Source organism: Sorangium sp. So ce367 (assembly GCF_051520455.1).
GTDB lineage: Bacteria > Myxococcota_A > Polyangia > Polyangiales > Polyangiaceae > Sorangium > Sorangium cellulosum_B.
The window spans coordinates 1,155,479-1,173,343 of record NZ_CP150334.1; the positions used below are offsets into that span (position 1 = coordinate 1,155,479).

At 70.9% G+C, this 17,865-nt stretch carries 15 protein-coding genes; 10 read left to right on the forward strand and 5 right to left on the reverse strand.

Annotation, left to right across the window (positions count from 1 at the left end; genetic code table 11):
- Window positions 1-10: 10 nt before the first annotated feature.
- Together WME97_RS04330 and WME97_RS04335 are read left to right on the forward strand one after the other, a co-directional pair.
- The gene (locus WME97_RS04330) at window positions 11-1,186 is read left to right on the forward strand and encodes a serine/threonine-protein kinase (protein ID WP_437549696.1); all 1,176 of its coding nucleotides are present in this window, start codon (window positions 11-13) and stop codon (window positions 1,184-1,186) included.
- Between the two features lie 128 nt (window positions 1,187-1,314).
- Window positions 1,315-1,824 carry a hypothetical protein gene (locus tag WME97_RS04335; RefSeq protein ID WP_437549697.1) on the forward strand — a complete coding sequence of 170 codons (510 nt, stop codon included), beginning with the start codon at window positions 1,315-1,317 and terminating at the stop codon, window positions 1,822-1,824.
- A 267-nt stretch (window positions 1,825-2,091) separates the two neighbouring features.
- Here WME97_RS04335 and WME97_RS04340 read toward each other — a convergent pair whose 3' ends face one another.
- Complete coding sequence (locus tag WME97_RS04340; protein ID WP_437549698.1) at window positions 2,092-2,313, reverse strand: DUF465 domain-containing protein; 222 nt, start codon at window positions 2,311-2,313, stop codon at window positions 2,092-2,094.
- A 339-nt stretch (window positions 2,314-2,652) separates the two neighbouring features.
- On the opposite strand from WME97_RS04340, the gene WME97_RS04345 reads away from it, so the two are divergent.
- Window positions 2,653-3,825 (forward strand): tetratricopeptide repeat protein, encoded by a 1,173-nt coding sequence (locus WME97_RS04345; protein WP_437549699.1) that lies wholly within the window; start codon window positions 2,653-2,655, stop codon window positions 3,823-3,825.
- A gap of 36 nt (window positions 3,826-3,861) precedes the next feature.
- Here WME97_RS04345 and WME97_RS04350 read toward each other — a convergent pair whose 3' ends face one another.
- Window positions 3,862-4,998, reverse strand: a complete 1,137-nt coding sequence (locus WME97_RS04350; protein ID WP_437549700.1) for a vWA domain-containing protein — start codon at window positions 4,996-4,998, stop codon at window positions 3,862-3,864.
- 634 nt (window positions 4,999-5,632) lie between these two features.
- On the opposite strand from WME97_RS04350, the gene WME97_RS04355 reads away from it, so the two are divergent.
- Complete coding sequence (locus WME97_RS04355; RefSeq protein WP_437549701.1) at window positions 5,633-6,985, forward strand: hypothetical protein; 1,353 nt, start codon at window positions 5,633-5,635, stop codon at window positions 6,983-6,985.
- Between the two features lie 82 nt (window positions 6,986-7,067).
- On the opposite strand, the gene tmk is transcribed toward WME97_RS04355, so the two are convergent.
- Window positions 7,068-7,766 (reverse strand): dTMP kinase, encoded by a 699-nt coding sequence (gene tmk, locus WME97_RS04360; RefSeq protein WP_437549702.1) that lies wholly within the window; start codon window positions 7,764-7,766, stop codon window positions 7,068-7,070.
- The gene (panC, locus tag WME97_RS04365; protein WP_437549703.1) at window positions 7,767-8,657 is read right to left on the reverse strand and encodes a pantoate--beta-alanine ligase; all 891 of its coding nucleotides are present in this window, start codon (window positions 8,655-8,657) and stop codon (window positions 7,767-7,769) included.
- A 193-nt stretch (window positions 8,658-8,850) separates the two neighbouring features.
- Here panC and ppk1 point away from each other — a divergent pair, with 193 nt between their 5' ends.
- Window positions 8,851-11,064, forward strand: coding sequence for a polyphosphate kinase 1 (gene ppk1, locus WME97_RS04370; protein ID WP_437549704.1), 2,214 nt, complete (start codon window positions 8,851-8,853; stop codon window positions 11,062-11,064).
- Window positions 11,065-11,142: 78 nt separating this feature from the next.
- On the opposite strand, the gene WME97_RS04375 is transcribed toward ppk1, so the two are convergent.
- Window positions 11,143-11,925 carry a hypothetical protein gene (locus WME97_RS04375; RefSeq protein WP_437549705.1) on the reverse strand — a complete coding sequence of 261 codons (783 nt, stop codon included), beginning with the start codon at window positions 11,923-11,925 and terminating at the stop codon, window positions 11,143-11,145.
- Between the two features lie 1,211 nt (window positions 11,926-13,136).
- Here WME97_RS04375 and WME97_RS04380 point away from each other — a divergent pair.
- The 5 genes from WME97_RS04380 to tuf all read left to right on the forward strand — a co-directional run bounded on the left by WME97_RS04380 (window position 13,137) and on the right by tuf (window position 17,857).
- Window positions 13,137-13,271, forward strand: coding sequence for a hypothetical protein (locus WME97_RS04380; protein ID WP_437549706.1), 135 nt, complete (start codon window positions 13,137-13,139; stop codon window positions 13,269-13,271).
- 61 nt (window positions 13,272-13,332) lie between these two features.
- The gene (gene rpsL, locus WME97_RS04385; protein WP_012233473.1) at window positions 13,333-13,731 is read left to right on the forward strand and encodes a 30S ribosomal protein S12; all 399 of its coding nucleotides are present in this window, start codon (window positions 13,333-13,335) and stop codon (window positions 13,729-13,731) included.
- Window positions 13,732-13,767: 36 nt separating this feature from the next.
- On the forward strand, window positions 13,768-14,238 hold the full coding sequence (gene rpsG, locus WME97_RS04390) for a 30S ribosomal protein S7 (protein ID WP_012233474.1): 471 nt from the start codon (window positions 13,768-13,770) through the stop codon (window positions 14,236-14,238).
- Window positions 14,239-14,542: 304 nt separating this feature from the next.
- A complete protein-coding gene (fusA, locus tag WME97_RS04395; protein WP_437549707.1) occupies window positions 14,543-16,657 on the forward strand; it encodes an elongation factor G in 2,115 nt (704 codons plus the stop codon).
- A 9-nt stretch (window positions 16,658-16,666) separates the two neighbouring features.
- Window positions 16,667-17,857 carry an elongation factor Tu gene (gene tuf, locus WME97_RS04400; protein WP_012233037.1) on the forward strand — a complete coding sequence of 397 codons (1,191 nt, stop codon included), beginning with the start codon at window positions 16,667-16,669 and terminating at the stop codon, window positions 17,855-17,857.
- The last annotated feature ends 8 nt before the right edge of the window (window positions 17,858-17,865 follow it).

Consider the following 17,865-nt stretch of genomic DNA (forward strand, 5'->3'; position numbering starts at 1 on the left):
CTCCCGCGCCATGGAAGGTCAACGTATCGCCGGGAAGTACCGTCTTGCCCGGCTCCTCGGCAGGGGCGGAATGGGCTCGGTGTGGCTGGCAGAGCACCTGTCGCTGCGCACGCCGGTGGCCATCAAGCTCATCGACGTCGAGACCGCGAAGAACGCGACCGCCCGGGCGCGCTTCGACCGTGAGGCGCAGATCGCGGCGCGGATCCGCAGCGCCCATGTGGTCAAGGTGCTCGACCATGGCCTCACCGACGATGGATTACCGTACATCGCGATGGAGTGTCTGGCGGGCGAGAGCCTGCGCGATCGCCTCTCCGCGCGCCGGCGCCTGACGCCGGCGGAGACGGCGACGATCGTCTCTCACGTCTGCCGCGCCCTCTCGCGCGCCCACGAGGTCGGGCTCGTCCATCGCGACATCAAGCCGGAGAACCTCTTTATCGCGCGCGAGGATGATGGGGAGATCGTCAAGATCCTCGACTTCGGCGTGGCGAAGGTGACAGACGCGCTCGCCATCACCGGCATGGATCCCACGCGCACGGGGGCGCTCCTCGGGACGCCCTACTACATGAGCCCGGAGCAGGCGAAAGGCCTGAAGAGCGTCGATCACCGCTCCGATCTTTGGTCCCTGGGCGTCGTGGTCTACGAGTGTCTCACGGGGGAACGTCCTTTCACCGCCCCGGCGCTCGGGCCGCTCATCGCCAAGATCCTGGGCACGCCCCCGCCCGCGCTGACCGCGGCGGCGCCGGACGCTGGCATCCCGGTGGAGGTCGAGGCCTGGATGCGGAAGGCGCTCGCCGTCGAGCCGGACGCGCGCTTCGCCTCGGCCCGGGAGCTCTCCGAGGCGTTCATGGTGGCGTCGGGCGTCGCCGACTCGATGGATCGCGGCTCCTCCGCGGGCCTCCCGGAGGGCAAGCCGCCCTCGGCCGTGCGCCCCCCCGCCGGGATGTGGGAGACGGGCGACACGGTGGCCTTGCCCTCGAGCGCCGGGCAGGCGCCGGTCGTCGCTGCGCCGCAGCCCCCGGCTGCACCGCAGCCCCCGGTCGCCCCCCTGTCGTCGGCGACGGGGCCGGGCGCGGTCGCGGCCGCGCGCCCTGTTGCGCCCGCGCGCGGCCTCGTCTGGGCGGTTGTCCTGCTGGCGATCGCGCTGCTCGCGGTGAGCGGCGTGCTCGCCGCGACGCTCCTGCGCTGACGGCGATCCGCTGGATGCCGAGCGCCGCGCGGCGGCGCGGCGCGCGTCAGCGGCCGGCGCGGCGCGTGGTGTGTGGCGCGCTGCCTTCGTGCTTGATCGCCCGGCGACACGGGGGATACCCTGCGCGCATGCGCCGCCTGGTCCCGTGCGTCCTCCTTCTCTCGTCCTTCGCCCTTGCGTCGGGTTGCGCGACCTACACGCAGGATCTCGATCGCGCCCGCAGCCACTACGAGGCGAACCGGTTCGAGCAGGCGCTGGCGCTGTTCCGGGTGCTCGAGCACGATCAGGACTCGTTCTCGGTCCCGGAGCGGGCGCAGTACGCCTACCTCCGGGGCATGACGGACTACCGGCTGGCCGAGCTCGCGCCGCAGGGCACCGGCGTCGCCGATCCGCGCAAGGGCTACCGCGACAACGCGCGCCACTGGCTCGGGCTCGCCGCGGCGACCGAGAAGCTGGCCCCCGGCGGCATCACCAGCGAGCAGAAGAACCGCCTGACCGAGACGCTCGCGGACCTCAACCGCGACGTGTACGGCGGCGCCGAAGCGCTGCCCGAGGGGGGCGCCGCGCCGCCGTCCGACGCTCCCGCGTCGCCCGAGGAGCCGCCGTCGGAGTCGGAGCCGTCGGCGCCCACGCTCTGACCGCCGCGCGCTGACGTCCCCGCTCGTCGCGCCTCGCGGGCATCGACTCGGGTGCGAGCATCGCATTGCGTGCGCGCGTCCCCGCCGGCACGTCCGCCGTGGCGATCGGGCGCGCGCGCGTCCCAGCAGCGCGCGCAGATCCGTGCGGCGCGCGCAGCGTGCGAGCGGCCCATTGCGTGGGCGCGCGGGGTGTCTGGAATGGAACGGAAAGGGGCGGGGGGTGCGCCGTGTGTGGCGCAGGATCGAGGGTCGGCGAGGAGTCGCTCGCTACGACAACCGCCGGCGCAGGGATTCGATCTCGTCCTTCGCGGCGAGCTTACGTTTCTTGAGCTGGGCAGCTTCCATTCTCTCCCCCGGTGTCAGGAACGCCCGTCGACCCAGCTGCCTGAGGCGTGAGTCGAGCTCGCGATGACGCGCTTCCGCCATGCTCAGCCGCTGCTCCGTGCCGATTCCAGTCACCGCGCGAGGAGAGATGATCTGATGCTTCATGTGCCCACCTCCAAGGCCCCACAACGGGGCCGTGATGCCTTCGAGGGCCCACAACAGAAGCCCTCGTTCTGATCGTCGCTGGAGAGGAGAACGCCGCCGACCGAGCTACACGCCGAGACAGCGGCCTGATGAACGAATGCGAGATTACCGCAACATGGCGGATCCATGCAGGCTTTTTGTCGGGCGAGGCCATTCTGCAATTTCACAGAGCAGCCGTTTGTAGTCAGGGATTGCCCTACGGCGTACAGCAATCCACCGGTGTCCCGGACGGCCGGGCCGGACGCTCCGTCCATACACGTTGCGGAACAACCTCGATCGTGGGGCTATTCTTCCCCGGCAATGTCGACTTCCTGCGCCACCTCGGTCGCCCTTCTGGCCCTTGCGGTCGTCCTGGGCGGATGCACTTCGGAGGCCAACGTGCCGGCGCCGGCGCGATCGCCGCAGCCGGCCTCGGCGCGCGCGCCGGTCGAGCTCGCGCCGGTCGTCGTGTCGCCTTACTCGGACGCCGAGCTCGCGGCGGAGTTCGAGCGGGCGCGCGCGCTGCTCCTGGCCGACAAGGCGCGTGAGGCGGCGCCCCTGTTCGAGCGGCTCGCCCGCCTCGCGCCGGGCGGCGAGGTCGCGCCCCCGAGCCTGTTCAACGCCGGGCTCGCGCACGAGGCGCTCGGCGACCGCGCGCTCGCGGCCGAGCGCTACCGCGAGGTCGCGCAGCGCTTCCCGGACCACGCGGTCGCGCGCGGCGCGCTCGTCCGGCTCGCGCGCGCGGCGGCCGCCCTCGAGCGATGGCCCGAGCTCGTCGAGGTGTCGCGCCGCCTGCTCCGCCTCGCCGATCTGAGCGTGCTGGAGGCGATCGAGGCGCGCGGCGCGCTCGCGCTCGGCCTGGTCGAGCAGGATCTCGTGGAGGAGGCGGCGCGCCAGGTCGCGCTCGCGCGCGATCTCATCGAGGAGCACCGGCTGGGCGAGTCCGGCAAGCCGCCGATCGAGCTCGCGCAGGTGAGCTTCGCGCTCGGCGAGGTGCGGCGGCGCCGGAGCGAGGCGATCACCTTCGTGCCGGTGCCGGCGAGCTTCGCCGAAGCGCTCGAGCGCCGCTGCCAGGGGCTGCTCGACGCGCAGAGCGCCTACACCGAGGCCATGCGCAGCCTCGACGCCCACTGGTCGGCGATGGCGGGTTACCGCATCGGGCAGCTCTACAAGGAGCTCCACCGCGACGTGATGCAGGTCCCGCCGCCGCGGAGCGCCGACACCCCGAGGGAGAGGCAGCTGTTCGAGGGGGCGATGCGCCTGCGCTACCGCGTGCTCCTGGAGAAGGGGCAGAAGATGCTCGCCGGCACCGTGCGCCTCGGCGACCGCACCGGGGAGTCGTCGGCGTGGGTCCTCCGCGCCCGCGACGCACAGCGCGAGATAGAGCTCGCGCTCGCCGACGAGCAGGCGGCCCTGGCGAGGCTCCCGTTCACCGAGGCCGAGCTCCTCGCGGCGCTCGACGCCCTGAAGACGGCGGCGCCGAAGCGGCCGTGAGCCCGGCGCGGGCGGCGGGGGTGGGGCCCGCGCGGCTCAGTTCAGCGTCGGCGCGCACCCGAAGAGCACGTCGAGCTCCGCGCGCACCTCGTGTTGCACCGTCGTGCAGGACGCGGGGCAGAGGATGATCTTCTTCGGGAGCACATCGTCGTCGTAATACCACCCCGGCCCCGTGCCGCAGTCCGCTGCGTCGTCCGCCTTCGGGACCTCCAGCGGGCTCGCGCCCTCGGGCGCGAACCTGACCGCGACCCGGCTCGTGTCGAGGACCGCGCCCGCGGGCGGCGCGGGGATGAGGAGCTCGCACGGGAGCGCCGACGCGCGGATCTCGGCCATCTTCGCCGAGAACGCCGTGATGTCCGCCGTGACGTCGAACGCGCGGGTCGTCCCGCCGGCGGCGGCGATCTGGTCCAGGTTGGTGAGCGTCGAGCCTTGCACCGCGACGACGTAGGTCTGGACGCCGTTGTAGCGGAGGGCCCTCTGCGCCATCTCCGCGGTGCTCGCGACGGTGTTTCCGGAGCAGCCCGAGGGATCGCCGTCGGTCGCGAGCACCACGATCACCTTGTGGGAAGGGTTCGCGTCCTTGTAGGCGGTCGCGTTCGTGAGCACCCCCTGGAGCGCCGGGCGCATGGGCGTCCCGCCGCCCGGCGAGGTGCTCTGGATCGAGGCGGTGAGCTCCGGCGTGTTCACCGGCAGCTCGCCGATGGCGACCGCGAGCTCGTCGTAGCTCGTGTGGTTGCAGTCGCTCTGCCCATTGCTGCTCCGCGGGAAGTAGGTCAGCCCCACGTTCATCCCGGCCGAGGCGGCGTCGGTCACGAACGCCGAGAGCGCGTTCGTGACGCCGACCCATTTCGAGCCGAGCATGCTGCCGGATCGGTCGAGCAGGATGAGCATATCGAGCGGCAGGAGCGTGGCCTCCGCGCTCGCCTGGGCGCAGGAGGACCCCTCCCCGAGGCCGCCCTCGCCGGCGCCGCCTAGCCCACCCCCCTCGCCGAGCGACGTGTCTCCGCTCGCGCTGCTCACGCCGAACCAGCCGCCGCCTCCGCTCGCGGCGTCATCCGGCCGGGGGATCCTCGCCGGCTTCTCGTCCTCGGTGGCCGCGCAGCCGCTCGACTGCGCCGCGATCCCGGCGGCGACGAGGAAAGGGGCAAACACGAAATGACGTCGGAAGGACATCTCTGCGCTCCTCTGAAAATGGGCGCGACGTGGCTCGCTGCCGCGGGGCTCCACGCGCGAAGTGGTCTGTCTATCGAGGGATGGCCGAGCTCCGAGACGATCTCGTCAGTGTATGCAGTTCTCGATCGAGGCGCGATAGGGGCTCTCCGGTTTGTAAGCCCGGCTCGTGTCGTGCTGTCGTTGCTCTCTCTTCTTTCGTCGCTTGTCGCGGCTCTCGTCGCTTGTCGCAGCTCTCGTTGCTTGTCGCGGCTCTCGTCGCACTCGCGGTCTCGTGGGCGCGCCGGCGCGGTGGGGCCCGACGTCTTTGCTCGTCGCTGATCGCGCCGACCGTTCCGGGTGCTCGCGCGCCGGAACATCATGTTTCCTTGCGCAGCCGCGAAGGACGCGTAATTCCCACGAGGTGCGTCACGCTTGCTGGAAAGAGGCGAACATGACTAGGTGGATTCCATGGGTACTTTCCGCTGTCGCCCTGACGGATCTCGGCTGTTCGACTGCGACATCCGCGGGCAGCTCGGGCCCGGCGGGGGCCGGCGGCGCCGCCGGGGCGGCTGTCTCGAGCGGCGGGGGCGGCGCAGGCGGGGACGGCGCGCCGTGCCGGATCGACTGCTCGCTCGTTCCGACCTCGCAATGTGTCATGGCCGTCTGCAACGAGGCGACGCGTGATTGCGAGCTCGTCCCCAGCGCGGGCGGGGAGCCCTGTGACGACAGGGACGCCTGCACGGTCGGCGAGGTGTGCGAGGAGGGTGTCTGTCAGGGCGGGGCCCCGGAGGACTGCGGCCTCGCGCCGGACGCCTGTCACGTGGTCACGTGCGTCGACGCGGGCGGCGCGCCTCGCTGCGGGGTGGAGCCGAGGGCGAACGGGGTCCCGTGCGCGACGGAAGACCGCTGTCTCCTCGACGCGGCGTGCCTGGACGGCGCCTGCGTCGGGACGCCGCGGGACTGCTTCTTCTTCCACATACCGGACTCCTGTCATGTTGGTGCGTGCGACCCGGCCACCGGTGCGTGCGAGGCGGTTCCGGGGAACGAGGGGGCGCCGTGCGCGGACTCCGGCGATCTCTGCATGGTCGGCAAGACCTGCCAGAGCGGCCGTTGCGAGGGGGGCGTCCCGAAGGACTGCAGCGCGCTGAGCGTCGGGTGCAACGATGGCGCCTGTGATCCGGGCTCTGGCAATTGCTATGCTGAGCCGATCGGACCGGGCGGCGCCTGCCTCTCTGGGACCGACGAGTGCAATCGTGGCGTCTGTGACGAGAGCGGCGCCTGTATTTCCATCCCCACCCCGGGGGAGTCGTGCCTCTCGCAGGCGGTCGGTTGCACGCGCGGCGTCTGCAGCGAGGCCGGGGTGTGCACGGCGCGCCCGGTTCCCGACGGCGGGGTCTGCGTCGACAGCGACTCGTGCACCGTGGGGGAGTCCTGCCTGGCTGGCGTCTGTCAGGGCGGCGCCTCCGCGGCGGCGCCGGTGGTCTATTTCCGGGATACGTTCGAGAGCGACGGGGCCGGGTGGGAGCTCGGTCCGACCTGGCAGATCGGCGCGGCGAAGGCCTCAACCGGGCAGACCTACGGGCACGCCGATCCGGCGCTTGATCACACGGCGACGTCGGACAACGGGGTGGCCGGCGTGGTCATCGGAGGGAACGCGCCCCTCGGGGTCCACCCGTACTTCTACCTGACGAGCCCGGTCGTCAACGCCGATGTCGCGGGCGGCGTGTACCTGACGTTCTGGCGCCTCCTGAACAGCGATGAGACGCCTCACATGACGAACCGTGTCGAGGTCTACGACGGCGTCCGCTGGAAGGTGCTCTTCGAGTCGGGGGCGTACCCGGGTGTCCGCGACTCGGCCTGGACGAAGGTCGTCCATGATCTGACGCCCTACAAGAACGCCGGCCTGCGCGTCCGCTTCGGCTACGAGATCGGGCGGGAAGCCTTCGTCGATACCGTGTCGAGCTGGAACGTCGACGATGTGGAGATCGCGAACGCGGCTTGCCCGTAGAGCCCGCGACGGGGGCGCGGGGAGGCTCAGGGACCTTGCGCCCTCGGCAGCTCGACTCCGATGTTCGAGCGGAGGCTCTGGCTCACCGCTCCACGACGGCCGAGAGCGCCGCCGTGATCGCCCGGGCGACCTCGTCGACCGCGCCATCCCCGTCGATATGGATGACCCTGTCCCCCGGGACGAGCTCCTCCGCCCGGCGGTACGCCTCCGCGAGCCGCGCCTGCAGCTCGGTCTTCTCGAACAGCTCCTCCGCCCCCCCGCGGCCGCGGCGGCGCTTCTCGGCGATCTCGGGCGCCACGTCGATCACCACCGTGACGTCGGGCCTCAGGGCGTGGCGGTTGAGCTCACGGATCCATTCGACGATCGCCCCGGAGCCCGCCCCGTCCTCGCCCGCCGTCGTGGACTGGTAGGCCAGGCTCGACAGGTCGTAGCGATCCGAGATCACGACGTACCCGTCGCGGAGGAGCGGCTCGACCTCGGCGCCAAGGTGATCGAGGCGATCGGCCGAGAAGAGGAGCGCCATGATCTCCGCCTGGCGGGCGCCGGGGAGCGAGATGCGGTGGGTCAGGACCTGCCGGAGCAGCGCGCCCACCGGCCCGGCGCTCGGCTCTCGGGTGACGTGCACCATGCGCCGCGCCGCCCTGAGGTGCGCCGCGTAGCGCTCGGCCTGCGTGCTCGTGCCGGCGCCGTCGATGCCCTCGAACACCACGAAGACGCCACGGCCGGCCTCCCCCGCCGGGCGCGACGCGGGGCTCTCTTGCCCACCTCTCGTCTTCGGCATCTAGCTCGCCTCCTCGCTCGACTCCGCGACGGGCGGCGCGTCCTCCCCGAGCACGACGTTGTCGATGAGCCGCGTCGTCCCGACGCGGACGGCGACCGCCAGCAGCGCCCGATCGCCGATCGCCGCGGAGCCGCTCCAGATCGCCAGGGACTCGGGATCGGCGAGGTCCACGTAATCGACGCTCGTCGCGGCGGCCGCGAGGCGCGCGCGCGCGGGATCGAGGAGCGCCGCGGCGCGCCGCTCGCCGCGGGCGAAGGCGCGGCACGCGCCGGCGAGGGCGAGCGGGATGGCGCGCGCCGCGCGCCGCTGCTCGGGAGAGAGGTAGGCGTTCCGCGACGACATCGCGAGGCCGTCCGGCTCGCGCACCGTCGTGGCCCCGACGATCTCGACGGGCAGGAACAGGTCGGCGACGAGCCGCCGGATGACCTGGAGCTGCTGGTAGTCCTTCCGGCCGAAGACGGCGACGCACGGGCCAGCGAGCGAGAGCAGCTTCGTCACAACGGTGGCGACGCCCTCGAAGTGCACGGGTCGATGGACGCCGCAGAGCGGGCCCGCGGTCGCGCCGACGCGCACGCGCGTCTCCTCGCCGGGCGGGTACATCGCCGCGACGTCCGGCGCGAACACGCCGTCGGCGCCGGCCTCCGCGCAGGCGGCGAGGTCTCGCTCGAGCGTCCGCGGGTAGCGCGCCAGGTCTTCCCCCGCGCCGAACTGGGTCGGGTTGACGAAGAGGGTCACGGCCACGAAGTCCGACCTCCGCCGCGCCTCCGTGATCAAGGCGAGGTGGCCTGCGTGGAGCGCTCCCATCGTCGGGACGAGGCCGACGCGGCTCCCTCCCGCACGAGCCCGGTCGCACGCCACCCTGAGGTCGCCAGGATGTCGCCAAAACTCCATAGTTGAACCCTATCAGACGTACGGCAAAATCGGAGCTTCGATCATGGTTGACCCGCCGTCCACCCCAGATAGCGCCCTCGCTCCCGACTCAGAAGACGACGTGGATTCAGCTCGGGTCGCCGGGCCTGCGCCGCGCCCGAGCGGCCCCTCCAGCGCGCGGTCCGGGGGGAGCTCCGCTCCGTCCAGCGGCCCGGTGTCGATATCGGCCGCCCCGGGGGCGATCCCGATCGAGGGGGACCCGGCGCACTACCTGAACCGCGAGCTCTCGTGGCTCGAGTTCAACGCGCGGGTGCTGGCGGAGGCCAGGTCGCACGAGGTGCCGCTGTTCGAGCGCCTCAAGTTCCTGAGCATCTTCTTCTCCAACCTCGACGAGTTCTTCATGGTGCGCGTCGCCGGCCTCCAGGCGCAGACGCAGCGCACGATCGCCGAGGTCCCGCCGGACGGGCTCACGCCCCACGAGCAGCTCGTGGCGATCAGCGCGCGGGTCCACGCGCTCGTCGATGATGCCTACCAGCTGTGGCACTCGGATCTGATCCCGGCGCTCCAGCGCGCCGGCATCGTGATCGTCCGGCCCGATGAGCTCGACGCGACCGAGCTCGGCGCGCTCGACGAGCGGTTCCGCACGGACATCTTCCCGATCCTCACGCCGATCGCGATCGATCCGGGGCACCCGTTCCCGCACCTGCGCAACAAGATGATCAACCTCGGGATCATGTTCTCGCGGGAGCATGAAGCGCAGGAGCCCGGCTTCGCGGTCATCCAGGTGCCGCCGGGGCTGAGCCGGCTGATGCGGGTCCGCGTGGAGGGCGCGACGCGCGCCTTCGTCCTGCTCGAGGACGTGATCGCCCGGCACGTGAAGGATTTCTTCCCCTCGGGCAGGCTGCGCGGCACGTACCCCTTTCGCGTCACCCGGAACTGGGACCTCGAGATCGACGAGGAGGAAGGCGAGGATCTGCTCGAGACGATCCAGGCCGAGCTCCGCCGGCGCGATCGCGGCAACGCCGTGCGCCTGGAGATCGGCTTCGGCGAGGGCGCCGGCACCTCGGTCCAGCGGCTCTGCCGCGCGCTCAAGGTCGACGCGTCGCACGCCGTCTACCGGGTGCCTGGGCCGCTCCACATCGCCGACCTCATGGGCATCGTCGCGGACGACGAGCGCCGCGAGTACCGGGACGAGCCGTTCGCGCCGCAGGTCCCGCCGCTCTTCCGGGACGTCGAGGACGTCTTCGCCGTCATCCGGGAGCAGGACGTGCTCCTGCACCACCCCTACGAGTCGTTCGATCCGGTCGCGGAGTTCGTCTCCCGCGCCGCCGACGACCCGAACGTGCTCGCGATCAAGCAGACGCTCTACCGGACCGGCGGCGACTCGCCGATCCTGAAGGCGCTCGCGCGCGCGGCCGAGAGCGGCAAGCAGGTGACGGCGATCGTCGAGCTGAAGGCGCGGTTCGACGAGGCGAGCAACATCCAGTGGGCGAGGACGCTCGAGCAGAGCGGCGTGCAGGTGATCTACGGCCTGCTCGGGCTGAAGACGCACGCGAAGGCGCTGCTCGTGGTGCGGCGCGAGAAGGACAAGCTGCGCCGCTACGTGCACCTGTCGACGGGCAACTACAACCCGCAGACCGCGCGGCTCTACACCGACATCGGCCTGTTCACGGCGAACCGGGAGATCGGCGAGGACATGACGTCGCTCTTCAACCTGCTGACCGGCTACAGCGCGCCGCCCAAGTGGAACCGCCTCCTCGTGGCGCCGCTCGGCCTGCACGAGGCGGTGCTGGGCCTCATCGCGCGCGAGGAGGCCCACGCGCGGGCCGGGCGCAAGGCGGAGATCGTGGCGCAGATGAACGCGCTCGTGGACGTCGACGTCATCGACGCGCTCTACTCGGCGTCGCAGGCCGGGGTCGACATCAAGCTCGCCGTGCGCGGCATCTGCTGCCTCCGGCCGGGGATCCCGGGCCTGTCGGAGCGGATCCAGGTGCGCGCGATCATCGATCGCTTCCTCGAGCACAAGCGCCTGTTCCGGTTCGCGAACGGCGGCAGCGAGGAGATCTACATGTCGAGCGCCGACTGGATGCCGCGCAACTTCCATCGCCGCGTCGAGCTGATGATCCCGATCATCGAGCCCGCCACCCGCGCGCGCGTGGAGGACATGCTGAACACCGTGATGTCCGACACGGCGAAGACCTGGGAGCTCGCGAGCGACGGCAGCTACCACAAGCTCCAGCAGCCCGCCGGCGCCCCCCAGCTGCGGTCGCAGCACCGCTTCATCGAGCTCGCGCGCGAGCGGGTGAAGCTCGGCGATCCGCTGGCGCGCGGCGGCGGGCGCTTCCACATCCTCCGCATGCCCGCGGCCACGGACGACGGCGGGCCGCGCCACCGCAAGGGCGCCAAGAAGAAGAAGGGTCTGCCCTGAGCGACGACGCGCAGGAGCGGTAGAGGCCTCCCCGCGACCCCGCGCGCGGGGAGGGGAGGATCGGGCGAGGGGAGCCCTTCAGAACTGCGTCTGCAGCGCGGCGGAGCCGGGGCCGAGCGAGAGCGTGGTCTGGGCCGACGCCTTGGGCGTCGCGTCGCTGACCGGCACCTTCTTCCCGCCCATGACCCAGAGCGGGATGCCCACGGCGATCATGATGCCGCCCGCCACGGAGACGAGCGCGCCGGCGAGCTGGCGGCGCCCGTCGGAGCGCGTCTCGCAGATGCCTGTGAAGCCACCGAAATCGCAGTAGATCTCGTATCGGTTGCTCGCCGACGCGAGCAGGCCCGTCCCGGTGAAGAACGCGATCGTGCCGCCGGCGGTGAGCGCGATGCCGCCCAGCATGAGGCCCGGGCTCTTCCGGCGCAGGGGAACCGGGGGCGGAGCAGGCGGGATCTCCGCCGGGGCCACCGGGTAGCCCGGCGGGAGCGGAGGGTAAGCGCCGCCGTACGGAGCGTAGCCGCCCGGGGGACCAGGCGGCGGATAGCCCGGCGAGGCCCCTGGCGGAGCCCGCGGGGCCTCCTGCGGCGGCGCCGGGTAGGGGACCGCCGGGTACGGCGGCGCCGAGGCAGCGGGCGGCACGGAGGCAGCGGGCGGCGCGGAGGCAGCCGGCGGCGCCGAGGCAGCGGGCAGCGCGGAGGCAGCCGGCGGAGCGGGTTGCGGCGCCGGCTGCGCGCCCGCCGTCTCCGCGGCGAGGAGGCCGGACAGCGCGACGCCGAGCGGCAGGGCGAGCGCCCGCGCGCGGGAGCGCGGCGAGCGGCCCGGCGTTCGAGCGGCGTCGGGCGAAGCATTCAAGCGAAGCATCTCGGGCGTCCTTTCATCACGGCGGTTGCGATCACTCGTGTGGAAGCTCGGCGGGCTTTTGCGCGGGCTCCGGCGGAGGCGCCGCCTCCGCTGTCGGCGCCCCCGCTGCCGGCGTCGCCCCTGCTGCCGGCGTCGCCCCCGCTGTCGGTGTCGTCACGGGCGGGGCGGCGGCCGGCTTCGGTGCGCTGGTGCGCTTCTTCGGCGGGGCGGCTGTGGCTGCTCCTGTGGCTGCTCCTGATGGAGAAGCGCTGGCAGCTGTCCCCTTTGGTGAGGCGCCGGCTGCAGCACCCTGCGGGGTTGCAGCGCGCGCCGTCTCCGCTGCGGGCGGTTCGGCGGTGACGATCGTCGGCGGCGACGAGTCGACCGGAGGTGGAGCCGGCAGCTCGTCGGTCGCCGTCGGCGCGGCGGGGGACGCGGTGGACGGCTCCGCGGCGTGGGTCTTTGCCGGAGCGGCTCTCGCGGGCTCCGGCGCGGCGCGCTCTGGGGCGCGGGGGGACTGCGCGGCGAACACGATCACCGCGGCGAGCGCCACGAGGCCCAGGAACACCAGGAGCGCGCGATCTCGCTTTGGCTTCGTCTGTGCACTTCCGCCGCGCGCTCGCGCGGGCTGCGCCTCGACTCCGCCTCTCCGATGGGATCGATCGCCGGCGTCGCGCGCCCGCGCGGGCTCCGCGCTGCTCGGCGCAGCGGCGCCGCGTGTGCGCGCGCCGCGCGGGTCGTCGCCGCTTCGGCTCGCCGTCGGATCGACGCGCGCTACCGAGGGGCCTCGCGCTGTCGCGCTGCCGCCCTGATCGCCGCGCGACGAGGGCCCCGTGTCCACCTCGGACGCCGGCCTCGACGCAGCGCTGCTCTGCGGCGCCTTGCGCCGGCTTTCTTTACGCTGGGCGCGTGAAAGCTTCTTCGCCACGCAGCGACCGTACCGAACAGCAGGCGGGCCGCCAAGGGCCCGCGGCGCGTGCCGGCGTCCGACTCGTGCGGCGGGCGCAGGCTCCCGCGCGTCCCGGGAGCCGCGGTCGCACGCCGAGCGCCCCGTCGAACGAGACGCGCACGGACGGCCCCCGCCGCGCGCCGCGCCCACGAGCCCTTCGCGCGGGGCCGGGACGCGCAGAACACGGCCTCCGCAGGCGCGGCGGGACCGACGCGCCCGACACGAACGATGCCGCGCCTCGGCCAGCGCAACGGACGAGACCGACGCGACCGACGCCAGCGACGTGAACAACGCCAGCGACGTGAACGGCGCCAGCGACGTGAACGGCGCGACCGACGCGGCGGGCGCGACGCACGGGATCGACGCGAACGAACGGCTCGCTGGCGTATCCAACACGAACGGGTGTCGTCCCGCTTGACATGGGTCGCCTCCTGGGTATCCTGCGCGTCCCCATCCCTCAGGTGGAAATCCGCGTCACTATGCCGACCATCAGCCAGCTCATCCGCCAAGGCCGCGAGGCCGCTCGTTACAAGACGGCCTCTCCTGCGCTCAAGTCCTGCCCGCAGCGGCGAGGCGTGTGCGTACGTGTTTACACCACGACGCCGAAGAAGCCCAACTCTGCGCTCCGCAAGGTCTGCCGCGTCAGGTTGAGCAACCAGATGGAAGTGACGAGCTACATCCCGGGCGAAGGCCACAACCTGCAGGAGCACTCGGTCGTCCTCATCCGTGGCGGCCGTGTCAAGGACCTGCCGGGCGTGCGCTACCACGTCGTCCGCGGAACGCTCGACGCGTCCGGCGCTGCCGGGCCTAGCTCCACCAACAAAGCGACCCGCAACCGCAAGCGCTCGAAGTACGGCGTGAAGCGCCCGAAGGCGTGACGGCCTGACCGCGCGAAAGCCAGCAGAGGAACGAAGATGCCCCGTCGTCGCGAAGTCCCGAAGCGGAAGATCATTCCGGACCCGAAGTACAAGGACAAGCTCGTCGCCAAGTTCACGAACTCCCTGATGCAGTCGGGCAAGAAGGCGACTGCCGAGGGGATCCTCTACGGCGCGTTCGACATCGTGCGCGACCGGTTCAAGGAGGAGCCGATCGACGTCTTCCGCAAGGCGCTCGACAACGTGAAGCCGAAGCTCGAGGTGAAGAGCCGGCGCGTCGGCGGCGCGACCTACCAGGTCCCCGTCGAGGTTCGCCCCGAGCGTCGCGTCGCGCTGGCGATGCGTTGGCTCGTGACCTACTCGCGCGGCCGCGGCGAGAAGACGATGCGCGAGCGGCTCGCCGCCGAGCTCGTCGACGCGGCGCAGAACCGTGGCAACGCGGTCAAGAAGCGCGACGACACGCACAAGATGGCGGAGGCCAACAAGGCGTTCGCCCACTATCGCTGGTAGGTCAGCGAGGCCAGCGCAGATCCCGGATCTGCGCTGGTTCGTCATTTCAGGTCCCATCCCCAGGCGAGGAGACGCGTAGAGCGAGATGGCACGGCTGACATAAGGATCGGGTTACAGAGCCGGTCCTCTCGAGGGAGCGCGACAGCGCTCGCCCTCGCGGGACCTAGAAAAGCTGCTGCTGTACCCCGACACCCTCTCCAGGTTCAAGTGCCCGCCACAACAGCGGCGGGCCGGGCTGGAGAGGGTGTTTTGCATCCTGAGTCCGGAAACCTCACCCCACGCATCACACGACGGAGAAGGAAAAGTGGCACGCGAGTACAGCCTGGAACGGACGCGCAACATCGGGATCATGGCCCACATCGATGCGGGCAAGACCACGGTCACCGAGCGCATCCTTTATTACTCGGGTGTCAACTACAAGATCGGCGAGGTCCACGAGGGCGCAGCCACGATGGACTGGATGGTCCAGGAGCAGGAGCGCGGCATCACGATCACGTCCGCCGCGACGAACTGCTTCTGGGCGCCGGAGCAGGGCCCCGAGAAGGGCGTCTCTCACCGGATCAACATCATCGACACGCCCGGTCACGTCGACTTCACCATCGAGGTCGAGCGGAGCCTCCGCGTGCTCGACGGCGCGGTGGCGGTGTTCGACGGCGGCAACGGCGTCGAGCCGCAGAGCGAGACGGTGTGGCGGCAGGCGGACAAGTACGGCGTCCCGCGCATCGCGTTCATCAACAAGATGGACAAGGTCGGCGCCGACTTCGACATGTGCGTCGACTCCATCCGCGAGCGCCTCGGCGCGAACCCTGTGGCGATCCACTACCCGCTCGGCGCGGAGGACTCGTTCCGCGGCGTGATCGACCTCGTGACCCTCCGGGCCGCCGTGTTCGACGAGGAGACGAAGGGCCAGCGCTACGACTGGCAGGAGATCCCGGCCGACCTCCTGCCGCGGTGCAAGGAGCTCCGCGAGAAGCTCATCGAGGCGTGCGCCGACGCGAGCGACAAGGTGATGGAGAAGTTCATCGCCGGTGAGATCGACCAGATCGCCGAGCAGGAGATCCACGCGGCCATCCGCGCGGGCACCCTCGGCTTCAAGATGGTCCCGGTCCTGTGCGGCTCTGCGTTCAAGAACAAGGGGGTCCAGCTCCTGCTCGACAGCGTTGTGAACTACCTGCCGTCGCCGGTCGACATCCCGGCCGTCGAGGGGACGCTGCCCGACAAGAAGGAGAAGGTCGTCTCGCGCAAGGCGAGCGACGAAGAGCCGTTCGCGGCGCTGGCGTTCAAGGTCATGAACGACCAGTTCGGCAACCTCACCTTCTTCCGTGTCTACTCCGGCACGACGAAGAGCGGCGTCAGCGTGCTCAACTCGACGCGCGGCAAGCGGGAGCGCTTCGGGCGCATCCTCCGCATGCACGCGAACAAGCGCGAGGAGATCGACGTCTGCTACGCGGGCAACATCTACGCTGCCGTGGGGATGCGCGACACCCGCACCGGGGACACTCTCTGCGAGGAGAAGAACCCGATCGTGCTGGAGCGGATGGAGTTCCCCGACCCCGTGATCTCGATCGCCATCGAGCCGAAGACCAAGGCCGATCTCGACAAGCTCGGGCTCAGCCTGCAGAAGCTCGCCTACGAGGACCCCTCGTTCCGCACCTTCACGAACGAGGACACGGGCCAGACGATCATCGCCGGGATGGGCGAGCTCCACCTCGAGATCATCGTCGACCGCCTGAAGCGCGAGTTCAAGGTCGACGCCAACGTCGGCAAGCCCGAGGTCGCCTACAAGGAGACCATCTCGAAGAAGGCGACCGACGTGGAGGGGCGCTTCGTCCGGCAGTCGGGCGGACACGGCCAGTTCGGTCACGTGAGGATCGACATCGAGCCGGCCGAGCGCGGCGCGGGCTTCGTGTTCGAGAACGACATCGTCGGCGGCATCATCCCGAAGGAGTTCATCCCCTCGATCGAGAAGGGCATCCGGGACGCGATGGGCCGCGGCGTGCTCGCCGGCTACCCCGTCGTCGACATCAAGGTGCGGCTCCACTTCGGCAGCTACCACGAGGTCGACTCCTCCGGGCCCGCGTTCGAGGTCGCCGCGTCGATGGCCTTCCAGGACGGCGCCAAGAGGGCGGGGCTCGTGCTCCTCGAGCCGATGATGGCCGTCGAGGTCGTGTCGCCCGAGAACTACCTCGGGGACGTCATCGGAGATCTCAACTCGCGGCGCGGCCGCATCCTCGATATGGGGCAGCGCGCGAACACCCGGGTGATCCGCGCGGAGGTCCCGCTCGCCACCATGTTCGGTTACGCGACCGACGTCCGTTCCAAGACGCAGGGCCGCGCGACCCATTCGATGCAGTTTTCTCATTACGCACCGGTTCCAGCAGCGATCCAGGAAGAGATCGTCGCCAAGCAGCGAGGTTAAAGAGACGCCATGGCCAAGGAGAAATTCACTCGTACGAAGCCGCACGTGAACGTGGGCACCATCGGTCACATCGACCACGGCAAGACCACGCTCACCGCGGCGCTCGTCAAGGTGCAGTCGAAGCGCAACCTGGCGAAGGCGATCTCGTACGCCGACATCGCGAAGGGCGGGACGGTCCGTGACGAGACCAAGACGGTGACCATCGCGGCGGCGCACGTCGAGTACGAGTCGGCGAACCGCCACTACGCGCACGTCGACTGCCCCGGGCACGCCGACTACATCAAGAACATGATCACCGGCGCGGCGCAGATGGACGGGGCGATCCTCGTCGTGTCGTCGCTCGACAGCGTGATGCCGCAGACGCGCGAGCACGTGCTGCTCGCCCGGCAGGTCGGCCTGAACCACATCGTCGTGTTCCTCAACAAGTGCGACGCGGTGGACGACCCGGAGATGCTCGACCTTGTCGAGATGGAGGTCCGCGAGCTCCTGTCGAAGTACAAGTTCGACGGGGACAACGCGCCGGTGGTCCGCGGCGCGTCGCTGCCCGCGCTCCAGGGCGACCCGAAGTGGGAGGAGACGATCCAGCAGCTGCTCAGCGCGCTGGACAGCTACATCCCCGAGCCGGTGCGCGACATCGACAAGCCGTTCCTGATGGCGATCGAGGACGTGTTCTCGATCAAGGGCCGCGGCACGGTGGCCACGGGCCGCATCGAGCGCGGCGTGATCAAGGTCGGCGACGAGGTGCAGATCATCGGCTTCAAGGACACGAAGAAGTCGGTCGTGACCGGCGTCGAGATGTTCCGCAAGCTGCTCGATCAGGGGCAGGCGGGCGACAACGTCGGGTGTCTGCTCCGCGGCGTGGAGAAGGAAGAGATCGAGCGCGGCCAGGTGCTTGCGAAGCCCGGGTCGATCACGCCGCACACGAAGTTCACCGGTGAGGTGTACGTCCTCAAGAAGGAGGAGGGCGGGCGCCACACGCCGTTCTTCACCAACTACCGGCCGCAGTTCTACATCCGGACGACGGACGTGACCGGCACGGTGAACCTCCCCGAGGGGGTGAAGATGGTGATGCCGGGCGACAACATCACGATGACGATCGAGCTCATCGCCCCGGTCGCGCTGGAGGAGCAGATGCGCTTCGCCATCCGCGAGGGCGGCAAGACGGTGGGCGCCGGCGTCGTCACCAAGATCCTCGCGTAGGAAGAGCA

Coding starts and splice junctions, on each gene's coding strand:
- WME97_RS04330 (WP_437549696.1), top strand. CDS start 11: ATGGAAGGTCAACGTATCGCCGGGAAGTACCGTCTTGCCCGGCTCCTC.
- WME97_RS04335 (WP_437549697.1), top strand. CDS start 1,315: ATGCGCCGCCTGGTCCCGTGCGTCCTCCTTCTCTCGTCCTTCGCCCTT.
- WME97_RS04340 (WP_437549698.1), bottom strand. CDS start 2,313: ATGAAGCATCAGATCATCTCTCCTCGCGCGGTGACTGGAATCGGCACG.
- WME97_RS04345 (WP_437549699.1), top strand. CDS start 2,653: ATGTCGACTTCCTGCGCCACCTCGGTCGCCCTTCTGGCCCTTGCGGTC.
- WME97_RS04350 (WP_437549700.1), bottom strand. CDS start 4,998: ATGTCCTTCCGACGTCATTTCGTGTTTGCCCCTTTCCTCGTCGCCGCC.
- WME97_RS04355 (WP_437549701.1), top strand. CDS start 5,633: ATGGCCGTCTGCAACGAGGCGACGCGTGATTGCGAGCTCGTCCCCAGC.
- tmk (WP_437549702.1), bottom strand. CDS start 7,766: ATGCCGAAGACGAGAGGTGGGCAAGAGAGCCCCGCGTCGCGCCCGGCG.
- panC (WP_437549703.1), bottom strand. CDS start 8,657: ATGGAGTTTTGGCGACATCCTGGCGACCTCAGGGTGGCGTGCGACCGG.
- WME97_RS04375 (WP_437549705.1), bottom strand. CDS start 11,925: ATGCTTCGCTTGAATGCTTCGCCCGACGCCGCTCGAACGCCGGGCCGC.
- rpsL (WP_012233473.1), top strand. CDS start 13,333: ATGCCGACCATCAGCCAGCTCATCCGCCAAGGCCGCGAGGCCGCTCGT.
- rpsG (WP_012233474.1), top strand. CDS start 13,768: ATGCCCCGTCGTCGCGAAGTCCCGAAGCGGAAGATCATTCCGGACCCG.
- tuf (WP_012233037.1), top strand. CDS start 16,667: ATGGCCAAGGAGAAATTCACTCGTACGAAGCCGCACGTGAACGTGGGC.